The 14,160-nt window shown below is 70.1% G+C and carries 15 protein-coding genes; 10 read left to right on the top strand and 5 right to left on the bottom strand.

What is annotated here, in order from left to right; translation table 11 throughout:
- The first annotated feature begins 25 nt into the window (after positions 1-25).
- The gene (locus SD460_RS27475) at positions 26-1,252 is read left to right on the top strand and encodes a hypothetical protein (protein ID WP_290063196.1); all 1,227 of its coding nucleotides are present in this window, start codon (positions 26-28) and stop codon (positions 1,250-1,252) included.
- A 133-nt stretch (positions 1,253-1,385) separates the two neighbouring features.
- Here SD460_RS27475 and wsfD read toward each other — a convergent pair whose 3' ends face one another.
- The 3 genes from wsfD to SD460_RS27460 form a co-directional block, all read right to left on the bottom strand.
- Positions 1,386-2,885: a glycan biosynthesis hexose transferase WsfD gene (gene wsfD / locus SD460_RS27470; protein ID WP_318306924.1), complete on the bottom strand. Its 1,500-nt coding sequence runs from the start codon at positions 2,883-2,885 to the stop codon at positions 1,386-1,388.
- A gap of 72 nt (positions 2,886-2,957) precedes the next feature.
- Complete coding sequence (locus SD460_RS27465; RefSeq protein ID WP_290057336.1) at positions 2,958-3,158, bottom strand: hypothetical protein; 201 nt, start codon at positions 3,156-3,158, stop codon at positions 2,958-2,960.
- Entirely contained in the window at positions 3,155-3,562 is a 408-nt protein-coding gene (locus SD460_RS27460) for a DUF6010 family protein (RefSeq protein WP_290057335.1), read from the bottom strand. Before SD460_RS27460 ends, SD460_RS27465 begins: the two co-directional genes overlap by 4 nt.
- Before the next feature lie 122 nt (positions 3,563-3,684).
- On the opposite strand from SD460_RS27460, the gene SD460_RS27455 reads away from it, so the two are divergent.
- Entirely contained in the window at positions 3,685-4,332 is a 648-nt protein-coding gene (locus tag SD460_RS27455) for a TetR/AcrR family transcriptional regulator (RefSeq protein WP_290057334.1), read from the top strand.
- Here SD460_RS27455 and SD460_RS27450 read toward each other — a convergent pair.
- Positions 4,317-4,730, bottom strand: a complete 414-nt coding sequence (locus SD460_RS27450) for a DUF5655 domain-containing protein (RefSeq protein WP_290057333.1) — start codon at positions 4,728-4,730, stop codon at positions 4,317-4,319. The two genes, SD460_RS27455 and SD460_RS27450, sit on opposite strands and share 16 nt — an antisense overlap.
- Before the next feature lie 52 nt (positions 4,731-4,782).
- Positions 4,783-6,576, bottom strand: coding sequence for a sigma-54-dependent Fis family transcriptional regulator (locus tag SD460_RS27445; protein WP_290057332.1), 1,794 nt, complete (start codon positions 6,574-6,576; stop codon positions 4,783-4,785).
- 137 nt (positions 6,577-6,713) lie between these two features.
- Here SD460_RS27445 and SD460_RS27440 point away from each other — a divergent pair, with 137 nt between their 5' ends.
- From SD460_RS27440 to SD460_RS27405, 8 genes are all read left to right on the top strand, one after another.
- A complete protein-coding gene (locus SD460_RS27440; RefSeq protein WP_290057331.1) occupies positions 6,714-6,953 on the top strand; it encodes a hypothetical protein in 240 nt (79 codons plus the stop codon).
- Between the two features lie 106 nt (positions 6,954-7,059).
- The gene (locus SD460_RS27435) at positions 7,060-8,712 is read left to right on the top strand and encodes a ferritin family protein (RefSeq protein WP_290057330.1); all 1,653 of its coding nucleotides are present in this window, start codon (positions 7,060-7,062) and stop codon (positions 8,710-8,712) included.
- Positions 8,713-8,793: 81 nt separating this feature from the next.
- Positions 8,794-9,822, top strand: a complete 1,029-nt coding sequence (locus SD460_RS27430; protein ID WP_290057329.1) for an NADH:ubiquinone reductase (Na(+)-transporting) subunit F — start codon at positions 8,794-8,796, stop codon at positions 9,820-9,822.
- A 7-nt stretch (positions 9,823-9,829) separates the two neighbouring features.
- On the top strand, positions 9,830-10,999 hold the full coding sequence (locus SD460_RS27425; RefSeq protein WP_290057328.1) for a ferritin family protein: 1,170 nt from the start codon (positions 9,830-9,832) through the stop codon (positions 10,997-10,999).
- Positions 10,996-11,367 (top strand): propane 2-monooxygenase effector subunit MimD, encoded by a 372-nt coding sequence (mimD, locus tag SD460_RS27420; protein WP_290057327.1) that lies wholly within the window; start codon positions 10,996-10,998, stop codon positions 11,365-11,367. Before SD460_RS27425 ends, mimD begins: the two co-directional genes overlap by 4 nt.
- Before the next feature lie 40 nt (positions 11,368-11,407).
- On the top strand, positions 11,408-12,445 hold the full coding sequence (locus tag SD460_RS27415) for an amidohydrolase family protein (protein WP_290057326.1): 1,038 nt from the start codon (positions 11,408-11,410) through the stop codon (positions 12,443-12,445).
- Complete coding sequence (locus SD460_RS27410; protein ID WP_290057325.1) at positions 12,442-13,131, top strand: metal-sulfur cluster assembly factor; 690 nt, start codon at positions 12,442-12,444, stop codon at positions 13,129-13,131. Before SD460_RS27415 ends, SD460_RS27410 begins: the two co-directional genes overlap by 4 nt.
- The gene (locus SD460_RS27405; RefSeq protein WP_290057324.1) at positions 13,128-14,153 is read left to right on the top strand and encodes an NAD(P)-dependent alcohol dehydrogenase; all 1,026 of its coding nucleotides are present in this window, start codon (positions 13,128-13,130) and stop codon (positions 14,151-14,153) included. Before SD460_RS27410 ends, SD460_RS27405 begins: the two co-directional genes overlap by 4 nt.
- Positions 14,154-14,160: the final 7 nt, after the last annotated feature.

Here is a 14,160-nt window from a genome sequence, read left to right as displayed (position 1 = left end):
ACCCGCGTGTGGCGCACTGGCGCCCATGCGAACTCCGAAAGCGATCGTCCTCGTGCTGGCCGTGGTGGCCGGCGCACTGGCGCTGCCCGGGACGGCGAGCGCCGCCTACAGCGATCCGCTGACCACGACGACCAAGCAGAACCTGGTCTGGCACGCGACCCCCGCCGCCGCGCTCACCGCGCTGGACGCCGCGCTGCCGAACGTCAGCCTCAACACCGTCGTCAACGACACCAGCTACGCGATGACCGGCTGCACGAGCGCGGAGAAGGCCGCGCTGCCCAAGGCGCCGGTGGCCACGAAGTCGTTGTGCTGGGACAGCGAGCGGGCCGGCAGCACGAGCTGGGTGCCGCAGGGCATCACGACGTCCGGCGACGCCGACGACGACGGCCTGTGGGGCGCGGACAAGATCATCCTGTCCGGCTGGCACGGCACCACCGACCTCGGCCGCTACAACGACGCGCGGATCCAGGCGATCAACTACGACGACCCCGCGTCGGCCGCCCACCGGATGATGTACCTGGCCGTGCCGAACAGCACCGGCAGCAGCTTCTCGTCGGCGCAGGCGCACATGGGCGGGATGGCCTGGTACGGCGACAAGATCTACGTGACCGCGGTGGGCAACACGTCGACCGCGATCCGCGTGTTCAGCACGAAGCACATCCTGCAGCTGAGCGACACGACGTCGAACGCGATCGGCAAGACGTCCGGCGGGTACGCGGCCTACACGTACAAGTACGCGATGATGCAGATCGGCTACTACTCCTACGCAGGCGGCACGTGCAGCATGTCGTCGGACACGGGCGTGCCGTGCTTCTCGTCGCTGTCGCTGGACCGCAGCACGTCACCGGCGTCGGTGGTAACGACGGAGTACTTCTCCGACCAGTCCCTGCACGGCCGCCTCTACCGCTTCCCGATGGGCACGGACTACCTGCTGACCGGGACCGCGTCGGAGGCGTTCCGCAGCTCCGTCGGCAACATGCAGGGCGTGCTGTCCCACGACGGCAAGTGGTACGTGGCCCACAGTTCGGCGACCCTCAACGGCCAGCTCTGGGCCCAGACGACGACGGCGAGCACGTCGGCGACCTGCGGCACCACGACGGCCTGCTGGGCGGTCCACCCGGAGGCACTGACGTACGACTGGGCGACGGGCCTGGTCTGGTCCCAGTCCGAGTGGTCGACGGCGGACTGCAAGGCGCAGGGCCAGACGTGCGGACGGTCGGTGTTCGCGGTGCCGCTGACGTCGCTGGGTTAGCGTCGCGCGCCCCCGGTTTCGCCGGCGGCCGGGAATGCGCCCCAATGTGGCATTGGGTGCGTCTGACGCACCGAACGCCACATTGGGTGCGTTGGACGCACCGAACGCCACATTGGGGCGCTTGGGGACGGCGTCAGGCGACCGGTGCCGGGTCGGGCTCGCGGTCCGGCTCCGGCGGCGTCGCGCCCGCCCGGCGCCGGTCCCACCGCGCCTTGCCCCACCGGAACACCACCGGCGCCGCCACCACGCACAGCGAGAGCGCCGCGACGTCCAGCAGGTACGCCGCCAGCCAGACGTGCTTGGCGATCTCGAAGTAGCCGTCGCCGACCACCGACATCGTCACGATGCCGAGCGCGCTCGCCACCGCCACGCCCGCCACCACGCCGTAGCGAGTGGTCGGCGGACGGCCGCGCCGCAGGGCCACCACCGCCGCGGCCAGGCCCAGGAGAACGAGCAGGACCGGCCACCACCACAGGCCCATGCTGTCGAGCCACGCCTGGAACGTCGTCGCGTCGCCGCCCATGTCGCCGCTCACCGGGGCCGAGTTGTCCGGGGGACGGGTCTCCGCCGTCCACGGGTCGTCCGGCAGGTAGGGGAGGCTGCGCCCGAGCGTGGCCTGCAGGCCGGTGCCGATCGCGGACGCCAGTGCGCCGGGGTGCGTCAGCAGCAGGTCCCAGACCTTGTGCTTGACCGTCGCCGGCTCCTCCAGCAGCACGTCCGCGCCGGCCAGCGCCTCCGGGCCGTCCGGGTAGTACGCGTGGCCCGCGCTCTGCTGCGCCTCCGCCGGCAGGCCGAGCGCGGCCGCCGAACCCGGGAACTCGACCAGGCCGAGCGTGTAGACCACGTTGACCGCGTTGACGTCGGCGTAGTTGCGGTCCTGCCAGGCGAGGTTCGCGCGGATCGGCGCGATCAGCTCCAGCACCAGCAGCACCGCGAGCACCGGCCCGACGATCCGGCCGGACCACCAGCGGCCGAGGCCCGGGCGGGCCGCGGTCACCGCGCACACGAGCACCGCGAGCACGAACAGCGGCAGGAAGCCGATCTTCGCCAAGCCGCCCACGACCCCGCCGGCGGCGACGAGGCCGAGTGCCGCCAGCCGCGCGAAGCCGTCCTCGGCCTTGGTCGCGGCGATGACGGCCAGCCCGCACAGCAGCGTGTACGCGCCGAACAGCCCCGCGGGCTCGGCGAAGGTCGAGATGAACAGCCGCGCGAAGGACGGTTCGAGCAGGGGTAGCAGCGGCGGCAGCAGGAACAGCAGGCGCCGGGTGCCGCGCGCCTGCACCGCCCACGCCGCCGGCAGCGTGACCAGGAAGACCAGCAGCACGTACAGCCAGCCCAGCTTGACCAGGCTGAACGAGCCGTCCCCGCCCGCGACGCTCTCGAAGAGCACCGCCGCGCTCGACGGCTGCGGGTCCGGGCACGGCGTACCGCGCCCGAAGTCGAGCACCACGCCGCCCAGCCAGCTCGCCTTGTGGTCCGGCGTGGCCGGCGTCAAGCCGGGCCCGCAGAACAGCCGGTAACCGTCCCCGTTGTCCCCGGCGCCGGTCGGTGTGCCGCCCAGCAGACCGAGGACGAGCGCCAGCACGAGCGCGGCGATCGCCGCGGTCGCCGTGGCGATCCCCACCCTCTTCATGCCGGTCAGCGTAGGTGGTCGGTTCGCCCGCTGGTTCCGGAACTCCCGATTTCCTCTTTCCGCGGCGCCGGATCAGGCGCCCGGGTGACCGCACGCGTAGACGTTCGCCGAAGCGAGCGCCACGCAGGCGGGACAGGTGTTGACCGGCCGGTCGCGGCGGCCGTAGTAGGGGTGGCGGGCGCCGCACAGCGCGGTGAGCACGTCCCCGGGCCGCGGGTCGGGGTGGCACCGGGGGCAGTAGGCGTGGGCGGCGCGTTCGACGTCGGCGCTCATGACGCCGGAGTACCCCTGACGGCGGTGCGCCAACCCGGGACCGGCCGGCCGCCGGTGAAGCACCAGATCGCGATGACCGGGTCGCAGAGCGCGCAGCCGAACGACGAGTCGTGCGCGAACGGCAGGATCGGCTGGCCCCTGAGGTGGTGCACGACGTCCCAGCCGGTGTGCAGCAGCCAGCCGATGCCGATGAACGTCCACGAGTCGAGCCCGCGGAAGGCGACGTACGTCATGACGGCGCAGAACGCGAGCTCCCACGGCCCGAGCGCGCCGCCGGAGAGGTAGGCGGCCCCCGCGCCGCCGACGACCACGGCGTTGAACCGCCGCCGGTGCGCTTCGGGGACGAACGAGTTGAGCCCGGCGTAGAGGAGGCCGATCAGGATCGGCGCGAGGATCTCGATCACGGTGGGCAACGCTAGGAACCGGCGGTCCGCCGGGCCAGTGGCTGTCCGGCCAGGCTCCGCCGGATTCTCGCCAGCGCGGCCCGCTCCGTAAAGTGACAGGGGGAACGATCAGGGTGGGTTGGATGAACGTGAAGGCGGACCGCGCGAGTGCGACGCGGGAAAGCATCCTCGTCACGGCGGAACGGCTCTTCGCCGAGCACGGGGTGCATGTGGTGTCCAACCGGCACATCAGCGAGGCGGCCGGGCAGGGCAACAACGCGGCGGTGAACTACCACTTCGGCACGAAGGTCGACCTGGTCCGCGCGATCGTCCGCAAGCACGCGGAGCCCATGGAGCGGCTGCGCGCGGAACTGGTCGAGGCGATCGGCGGCGACGGCGAGCTCCGCGACTGGGTGGCCTGCCTCGTCCGCCCGAGCACGAGCCACCTGCGGGAGCTGGGCGCGCCGACGTGGTTCGCGCGGTTCAGCGCTCAGGTGATGACCGACCCGGCGCTGCGGGCGATCATCGCCGAGGAATCGCTGTCCTCACCGGCGCTGGCCCGGGCGGTCGAGGGCCTGAACCGCTGCCTGGACGGCCTGCCCCCGGACGTCCGCGCCGAGCGCGGCGACATGGCCCGCCAGCTGATGATCCACATGACGGCCGAGCGCGAACGCGCGCTGGCGGAGGGCACGGCGACGCCGAGGGCGAGCTGGGACGACGCCGGCACGGGCCTGATCGACGCGATCACCGGCCTGCTCCTGGCGCCGGTCTCGGGTCAGGACGTTTCGTAGGCCAGCGTCAGCCAGCCGCGGACCTCGTCGTCCACATCGGACACTTCGCTCAGCTTGAACTGGTGCCCCACCCGCGGTCCGGTCGCCCACCGCGCGGGCGCGATCCGCGCGGTCTCCACCGGGTGCGGCAGCCACAGGTACACGAGGACGTCCTTGGACCGCGGCCGCAGTTCGGCGAGCTTGCGGTCGCGCTTGAGGAACACGCCGACCTTGACGGCGTCCTCGTGGACGTCACCGAGGGCGTGCAGGTGCTCGAGGACGGCGTCGTAGACCGCGCGCTGCCACGGCGCCTTCCCGGCGAAGGTCTCCTCGACCGTGCAGCCGGGGACGCAGGTGTGGCCCTGGCGGGCGCGGGCGAACTCGCGGTCGCAGCGCGGGCACGTCCAGCGGGTCGGCATGCCGTCCAGGATGGCACTCCCCGCGCGGCCGCAGTTCGGCGAGCTGGTGGGCTCAGCGCGTCGGGGGGACGATGCCGTATTCGTGGATCTTGCGGTAGATCGTCGCCCGTGAAATGCCGAGCAGCTTCGCCGCCCGGACCTTGTTGCCGTCCGCGTCCTCCAGGCACCGCACGATCGCATCCCGCTCGATCGACTCGAAGCGGTTGAGCGGGCGGCGGGCCACCGCGTGGAACTCCGCCGGGAGGTCGCCGGGGCGGATGGTGCCCGCGCGGCGGCGCTGGGCGACCTTGCGCAGCACCGCGTACAGCTGGCCGGTGTTGCCCGGCCACTCCGCGCGCATCAGCAGGTGCAGGGCCGCGGCCGAGCAGGTGAGGCGGCCGCCGTAGCCGAGCTTGCTCAGGACCAGGGGGACCAGCTCCGCCAGGTCCTCGACGTGGTGGCGCAGCGGCGGCACCCGGACCGTCCGCGGGAACGCCTTGAGCAGCTCGGCCAGCGCCGGCTCGGTCTCGGCCTCGGGGACCAGCGTGAGCACGACCCAGGGCGCGGCGGGACCTTCGCGCAGCCGGCGCAGCAACGCCGCCAGCGCGCTCGCCGCCGGGGCCGTCAGCTGGTCGGCGTGGCGGATCACCAGGGTGCGGATCGGGGCGTCGGCGTGCTCGCGCAGCAGGGCCTCGCCGTCCAGCGGGCCGGCCGCGTCGACGGTGACCAGGCGGGCCGCCGGGTGGTGCCGCTGGTGCAGGCCCTTCGTCAGGGTCAGCTTGCCGGTGCCCGCCTCGCCCTCCAGCGCGACCCACTCGCCGCGCTGGTGGCCGGCGTCCAGCTCGTGCCCGCAGCGCAGCCACAGCGGGGCCGAGCCGACCACGCCCGGCAGGTACATCGGCAGCATCGGCGTCGCCGCCGCCAAGGTCTCTTCGGCCTCGATCAGCTTCACCGACAGCACGCCGCCCGCGACGTCGGTCGCGCGCTGGCCCGGGACGCGGCGGCAGAACACCCGGACCCGCAGGCCGCTGGACAGCGACAGCGTCGCCGGCGTCCGCCGTCCCTCGGCCAGCGCCTCCGTGGCGTGGCCGAGCAGCACCGACTGGTCGGCCGGGTCGAGCAGCTGCCGGGCGCGGTCGTTCATCATCACGATGTCGTCGTTGAACGCCAGCACGATGCCCGTCCACCGGCGGCACGTCTGCAGGTAGGCCTGGAACAGGATCATTTCGCGCAGGTCGCTGTGCCGCAGCAGGGCCTGGCGGATCTGCTCGGCGGTCGAGCGGGCCAGCGCGATGAGGAGCCCGCCCGCGTCCTTGTGCCAGCAGGTGAGGTCGACCGCGCCGACCTTCTTGCCGGAGATCGGGTGGTGGATCGGCACGCCCGCGCACGCGAGGTTCTCCAGGTGCTCGGCGTAGTGCTCGTGGCCGAACACCGTGGTCGCGCGGCCGTCCTCGAGCGCGGTGCCGATGCCGTTGGTCCCGACGGACTGCTCGCCGTAGCTGAACCCGGGCACGAGCTCGACGCGTTCGAGGTGCCGCCGCAGGTCGGCGTCGCCGGTCCGCTGGGTGAGCACGACGCCGGCCGGGTCGGTGAGGATGAGGCTGATGGGCTGGCCGTCGAACTGCTCGCCGAGCTTGTGCAGCACCGGCTCGGCGCCGCGCATCAGCGGGATGTCGAGGTTCTGGTCGCCGAGGTAGAGCGGGTCGATCCGGTCGGCCTCGACGCGGAACTCCCGTGAACGCCGCCAGGAGGCCAGGATCGTCTGCCGCACGACGCCGGCGGACACCGGTTCGGCGGTCAGGAAACGCACCCGGGTGCGGGCGAGCTCGTCGTCGGCGAGCAGGGTTCCGGGCGCGTTCTCGTCCACGTGACCTCCAGCTTCCCGCGGCCCACGTGGGTGCGGGCACACCCGTTGTGCCGCCCGTCCAGCCTAAGCGCCTCCCGCCCGCGGCGGTGTCTCAAATTGAGACGTTCCCGCCCGCGCCACGGCGGTGACATGGGGGGATGGCCGCCGAGACGTACAACCCCTGGACGATCGTCAACCTGGTTTTCACCCACCTGGCCGAAGCGGGCCTGCACCCGACCCTCGGCGCGGAGGGCCACCCCGGCGAACCCGCCGCCGCGCTGCTGCGCGCGCTCGGCATCGTCCCGACCGTCGAGGGCGACGCGCGCGTGCAGGCCGGCGTCCACGAGGAGCTCGCCGCACTCCGCGCCCGGGTGCTCGGCGCGGACGAAACGCCCTGAGCAGCGGTTCTGTCTCAGATTGAGACCCGCGTCACCCGCGGGTCGCCCGTTCAATGGTCACCGCAGGACGCCCTGGGCGGCGAGCTCAGGAGATAAGGAGTGATCCATGAGTCGCCAGAGTGTGGCGAAAGCCCACCAGAAGATCCAGGAACTGTCGTGGGAACCGGCGTACCACACCCCGGTTTCGCACTACGGCACCGACTACACCTTCCGGAAGGCCAAGAAGAAGGACCCGTTGAAGCAGGTCCTCCGCTCGTACTTCCCGATGCAGGAGGAAAAGGACCACCGGGTCTACGGCGCCGAGGACGGCGCGATCCGCGGCAACATGTTCCGCCAGGTCCAGGAACGCTGGCTGGAATGGCAGAAGCTGTTCCTGTCGATCATCCCGCTGCCGGAGATCTCGGCCGCGCGGGCGATGCCGCTGCTGTTCCGCACGGTCCCGAACCCGGAACTGCACAACGGGCAGGCGATCCAGATGATCGACGAGGTCCGCCACTCGACGATCCAGCAGAACCTCAAGCGCCTGTACATGCAGAACTACATCGACCCGGCCGGGTTCAACTCGAGCCTGCGCAACTTCCAGAACGACTACTGCGGCACCATCGGCCGCCAGTTCGCCGAGGGCTTCATCACCGGTGACGCCATCACCGCGGCGAGCATCTACCTGACCATCGTCGCCGAAACGGCGTTCACGAACACGCTGTTCGTCGCCATGCCCGCCGAAGCGGCCGCGAACGGCGACTACCTGCTGCCGACGGTGTTCCACTCGGTGCAGTCCGACGAGTCGCGCCACATCAGCAACGGCTACGCGACGCTGCTGATGGCGTTGTCGGACGAGAGCAACCACCAGCTGCTCGAACGCGACCTGCGGTACGCGTGGTGGAACAACCACGCCGTCGTCGACGCCGCGATCGGCACGTTCATCGAATACGGCACCAAGGATCGCCGCAAGGACCGCGAAAGCTACGCGGAAATGTGGCGCCGCTGGATCTACGACGACTACTACCGCAGCTACCTGGTCCCGCTCGAGAAGTACGGGCTCGTCATCCCGCACGACCTCATCGAAGAAGCGTGGAACCGGATCTGGAACAAGGGTTACGTCCACGAAGTCGCGCAGTTCTTCGCCACCGGGTGGCTCGCCAACTACTGGCGCATCGACCCGATGACCGACGAGGACTTCGAGTGGTTCGAGTACAAGTACCCGGGCTGGTACGACAAGTACGGCAAGTGGTGGGAGAACTACGCCCGGCTCGCGACGCCGAACGGGCACCACCCGATCGTCGCCGAAGACGTCGACTACGTGTACCCGCACCGCTGCTGGACGTGCATGGTGCCGTGCCTCATCCGCGAGGACATGGTGGTCGACGAGGTCGACGGCCAGCACCGGACGTACTGCTCGGAGACGTGCCGCTGGACCGACGCCGAGGCGTTCCGGCCCACCTACCAGGGCCGCAACACCCCGAACATGGGCCAGCTGGTCGGCGCCCGCGAGTGGGAGACGCTCTACCACGGCTGGAACTGGGCCGACGTCGTCTCCGACATGGGCTTCGTGCGCGACGACGGCAAGACCATGGTCGCGCAGCCGCACCTGAACCTCGACCCGAAGAAGATGTGGACGCTCGACCACCTGCGCCGGATGCCCGAGGTGCAGTCGCCGAACGTGCTGCTGAACCAGATGACCGACGAGCAGCGCGCCGCCTTCGTGGCCGACTACAACCGCCAAGGCCCGGCCGGGCGCCCGGCCCCCCAGACGGCCTGACACGAACCGGTCGTGAGTGTTGAGTCGGGTTAGAACCCGACTCAACACTCACGACCCCGCACCGAGCGAGACGGGGCTGGGATGGCAGAGAAGCACCGCGTCCGGTTCGAGCCGGTCGGGATCGAGATCGACGTCGCCGAGGACACCACGATCCTGCGCGCCGCCGCCGAGCAGGGCGTCATGCTCATGCACGGCTGCAAGGAAGGGCAGTGCGCGGCCTGCAAGTCGTTCATCCTCGACGGCGACGACGTCGAACACGACCGGTACTCGACCTTCGCGCTCCCCGACTACGAAAAGGAGGAAGGCTTCACGCTGCTGTGCCGGGCTCACGCCTACGAAGACCTGACCATCGAGCTGCTCAACTACGACGAGGAGATGATCCAGTCCGGGCTGCCGATCCAGGAGGCGACCGTCGAGGTCGTGTCGAACGAGCACGTCACGCACGACCTGCGGCACCTGGTGGTCCGGCTCGGCGAGGAACTCAAGTTCTTCCCCGGCCAGTACCTGGACTTCGCGGTTCCGGGCACCGAGGAGACGCGCTCGTTCTCGATGGCCAACACCTCGGCGCGCGACGGGCTGCTGGAGTTCGTCATCAAGATCTACCCCGACGGGCTGTTCTCCCGGTTCCTCGACACCGATGTCGCGGTCGGCGACCGGCTCCGGGTGACCGGCCCGTTCGGGGTGTTCACCCTCCGGGACAACCCGGGCGCGGACCTCGTGTTCGTCGGCGGCGGGGCCGGCATGGCGCCCATCCTGGCGCTGCTGCGGTCCATGGCCGAGCGCGGCCTCGACCGGAAGGCGGTCTTCTACTACGGCGCCCGCCGCCGCCACGACCTCTGCTTCGAGGCCGAGCTGCGGGAGCTCGAAGAGAAACTGCCGCACTTCCGTTACGTCCCAGCACTTTCCGAGCCGGGCGACGACGGCTGGGACGGCGAGACCGGCCTGATCACCGACGTCCTGCGCCGGGCCGGCCTCGACCTGAAGGGCGCCGACGCCTACGTCTGCGGGCCGCCGCCGATGGTGGAAGCCGCGCTGGAACTGCTGCCCGCGCTCGGCGTCGCCGACAAGCGCGTCTTCTACGACAAGTTCACCACCACGGGCGAAGGGTAAGGAACCCATGACAGCCACCTCCGAACGCAGCGTGCCGAAACCGACGTTCACCGACGCCGAAGCGGGCGCCAAGGTCTTCCCGGACTCCACCGCCCGCCAGTACAACTACTTCACCCCGGCCAAGCGCAAGCAGAGCCACTACGAGGACGTCACCGTCGAGGTCCAGCCCGACCCGCGGCACTACCTGTCCCAGGGCTGGCTCTACGCCTTCGCCGACGGCAAGGCCGGGTACCCGCTGGAGTGGACCGCGCTGAAGGCGTGGGGATCGGACCGCCCGGTGCCCGAACGCAGTCCCGGCTCCGGCGGCAAGGGCTACGACTGGCCGGCCCACGGCTGGCACGAGTTCCGCGACCCCAACGAGGAGTGGGAACTCACCCTCTACCGTTACAACGCCAACGTCGTGCGCCAGCTCAACCAGAACATCGACGCCGCGCGCCAGGCCAAGGCGTTCGAGCAGTGGAACCGCAACTGGGTCGAGTTCGTCGCCAAGCACATCGGCGCCTGGATGCACGTCGACCACGGCCTCGGCCTGTACTTGTTCGCCAATGCCAACCGCCGGGCGCCGACGAACATGCACAACAACGCGATCTCGGTGAACAGCATGCACCGGATCCGCGCGGCGCAGGACCTGGCGCTGTACAACCTGACCCTCACCGAAGAGGTCGAGGGCTTCGACGGCACGGCCCACCTGTCCACCTGGAACGAAGACCCGGCGTGGCAGGGCGTGCGCGAGACCGCGGAGCAGCTGACCGGGATCTGGGACTGGGGCGAGGCGATCTTCGCCGCGAACGTCGTCTTCGAGCCCCTCGTCGGCGAGCTGTTCCGCAGCAACCTGGTGCAGCAGGCCGCGCCGGCCAACGGCGACTTCGTCACCCCGACGCTGATCGGCGCCGAGGAGTTCGACTTCTCCGAACGCGACCTCCGCTACACGAAGCCGTTGTTCCACCTGCTGATCAACGACAAGGAGTTCGCCGACCACAACAAGGCGCTGCTGCAGAAGTGGCTCGAGGACTGGGTGCCGCGGAGCATCGCCGCCGCCCGCGCGCTGCAGCCGCTGTGGTCGCAGCCCGACGCCAAGCCGATCCGGTTCGAGGACGGCCTCGACCGCGTGAAGAGCCGGTTCGCCGGAATCCTGTCCGAATTGGGCCTCAAAGCACCGGAGGAGCTGGGCCAGTGACCATCTTCAAGACGGCGGAAAGCCCGTTCAAGACGAACAACACCGCGTCCAACATGTGCGGTTTCACCCTGATGAACAACCAGGTCGGCGCGATCATCGCGGACGTGATGGGCACCAAGGACAACGTCACGATCACCCCGCTGCCGTCGATGATCCGGGTCGACGCGGTCGGCCGCATGGACGTCGTCTACGCCGAGGTCGACGAGGCCGCCGGCGAAGAGGAGGGCTGGTTCAACGCGGCGGAGTTCGAGGAGAGCATGTCCACCCACTACGGGCGGATGATCCACGAAGACGACCGCACGATCATGTTCGCCAACCCCGAGGACGCGGCCGAGTACCTCGACTTCGACCTCAAGCCCGTTCAGTAGTCCGGCAAGGAAGCACTCGATCCGCTCAGGAGGATCAACCATGTACGAAAAAGACGGCGAAAAATACTTCGTGGTGGACGCCCACACCCACTTCTGGGACGCGAGCCCGGACAACTGGGTCAAGGGCCAGGAGGAATACGCCAAGGGCTGGATCGAGTGCTTCCACGCCTACCAGGGCCTCGGCCCGAAGGAGACGCACTGGCCGATCGACCGGTTCCAGAAGTACTCGGAAGAGCTGATGATGCACGACCTGTTCGAGGTCGGGCACGTCGACACCGCCATCTTCCAGCCGACGAACCTGCGGCAGTGGTACAAGAACGGCTTCAACACCACCGAAGCCGACGCCGCACTCGCCGCGAAGCACCCCGGCAAGTTCCTCGTGAACACCACCTTCGACCCGCGTGAAGGCGACGAAGGCCTGAAGGCGCTCGAGGAACGCGTCAAGCGCTACGGCTGCAAGGGCGTCAAGCTCTACACCGCCGAGTGGCGCGGCGACTCGCGGGGCTGGAGCCTCAAGGACCCGGAAGCGGCGAAGTACCTCGAGAAGTGCGAGGAACTGGGCGTCAAGAACATCCACATCCACAAGGGACCGACGATCTGGCCGCTCGACAAGGACGCGTTCGACGTGTCCGATGTGGACCACGTGGCGACGGACTTCCAGGGCCTCAACTTCATCGTCGAACACGTCGGCTTGCCGCGCATCGAGGACTTCTGCTTCATGGCCACGCAGGAGCGCAACGTCTACGCGGGGCTGGCCGTGGTCGTCGGCGGCCTGATGCACGCCCGGCCGAAGTTCTTCGCGAAGGTCATGGGCGAGCTGATGTTCTGGCTCGGCGAGGACAAGCTGATCTTCGGCGCGGACTACGCGATCTGGGAACCCAAGTGGCAGGTCGAGGGCTTCGTCGACTGGAACATGCCGGCCGACGAGGAGCTGTCGGACTTCCCGCCGCTGACCGTCGACCAGAAGAAGAAGATCCTCGGGCTGAACGCCGCGCGGCTCTACGACATCGACGTGCCGGCGGAATTGCGGCTCAAGGACCCGGAATCGGTCGAGCCGGTCGGCGTGCCGAACTCATGACCACCCTGGTGCTCGGTGCCCGCGCCGCCGTGTGGGCGGCGCTGGGCACCGTCCGCGATCCCGAACTGGACGAACCCCTCACCGACCTCGGGTTCGTCGCCCGCTGCGAGGTGGACGACGACGGGCACGCCGTCATCCGGCTGCGGCTGCCGACGTACTTCTGCGCGCCCAACTTCGCGTTCCTGATGGTGGCGGACGCCTACGACGCCGTGGCCGGGGTGCCGGGCCTGACCGGGCTCGACATCCGGCTCGACGACCACTTCGCGTCCGACGTCATCAACCGCGGGGTGGCGGCCCGGCAGGGGTTCGTCGCTTCGTTCGAGGGCGAGGCCGTCGACGAGCTCGACACGCTGCGGTACGACTTCGTCCGCAAGGCGGTGCTGGCCGGCACCGACCGCGTGTGCCGGTCCCTGGGCCGCGACCCGCGGTCGCTGACCCTCGGTGACGTCCCGCCGAGCCCGGATCTGGACCGGCTCCGGGCCCGCCGCCGCGAGCTCGGCCTGCCCGCCGAGGACGGCGACCCGCTGCTGCTCGACCCGGCTACCGGCACGACCCCGGCCGACGCGAAGCGGTATCTCGCCTTCGCACGGCTGACCCGCACGAGCATGGAGGCCAATTCCGGCGTGTGCCGCGGCATGTTGCGCGCGCGGTACTCGCTGACCGAAGACGAGGAGGGCACGGGATGAAGGCCGTGCGGCTGCAGAAGTACCACCAGCACCCGGTGATAGAAGACGTCCCGGAGCCGCGCGCGACCGGACCCTTCGACGTCGTGGTCAAGATCGGCGGCGCCGGCGTGTGCCGCACCGACCTGCACATCATCGAAGAGCAGTGGGCCGAGAAGTCCGGTGTCGCGCTGCCGTACACGATCGGCCACGAGAACGCCGGCTGGGTGCACGAGGTCGGTCCCGCGGTGTCCAATGTGGAGGTCGGCGACACGGTCATCCTGCACCCGACGCCCACGTGCGGGCTGTGCCACGCCTGCCGCGCCGGCGACGACATGCACTGTCCGAACGGGAGCTTCCCCGGCATCAACACCGACGGCGGGATGGCCGAATACCTGCTGACGTCGGCGCGGGCGTGCATCAAGCTCGATCCGGCGACGCAACCGTCCGATGTGGCCGCGCTGGCCGACGCGGGCATCACCGCCTACCACGCGGTGCGCAAGGCGGCCGCGCACCTGTACCCGGGCACCACCTGCGTCGTCAACGGCGCCGGCGGGCTCGGGCACATCGGCATCCAGTCGCTTCGCGCGTTGACGGCCGCCCGCGTGATCGTGGTCGACCGCAACGCCGACGCGCTGGAGCTGGCGGCCACCCTGGGCGCCGACGAAACCGTGCTGGCCGACGGCAAGCAGGTCGAGGCGGTGCTCGACCTGACGGGCGGGGACGGCGCGGAGGTCGTGCTCGACTTCGTCGCCGAGCAGGGCGCCCAGCAGGACGCGTTCGCGATGACCCGGCGCGCCGGGTCGCACTTCGTCATCGGCTACGGCTCGAACATCGAGATCCCGACGATCGACATCATCTCCACCGAGCGCAACATCATCGGCAACCTCGTGGGCACCTACAACGACCTCGCGGAGCTGATGGTGCTGGCCCAGGCCGGGAAGGTCACGCTGCACACCAAGAAGTACCCCCTGGACGCGGCGCTCGACGCGCTGGCCGACCTCGACGCCGGGCGCGTGCGCGGCCGGGCCATCCTCACCCCCTAGGAGCAGG

The sequence above is a fragment of the Amycolatopsis solani genome (genome assembly GCF_033441515.1).
Lineage (GTDB): Bacteria > Actinomycetota > Actinomycetes > Mycobacteriales > Pseudonocardiaceae > Amycolatopsis > Amycolatopsis solani.
This window is presented reverse-complemented; position numbering and strand designations above follow the sequence as displayed.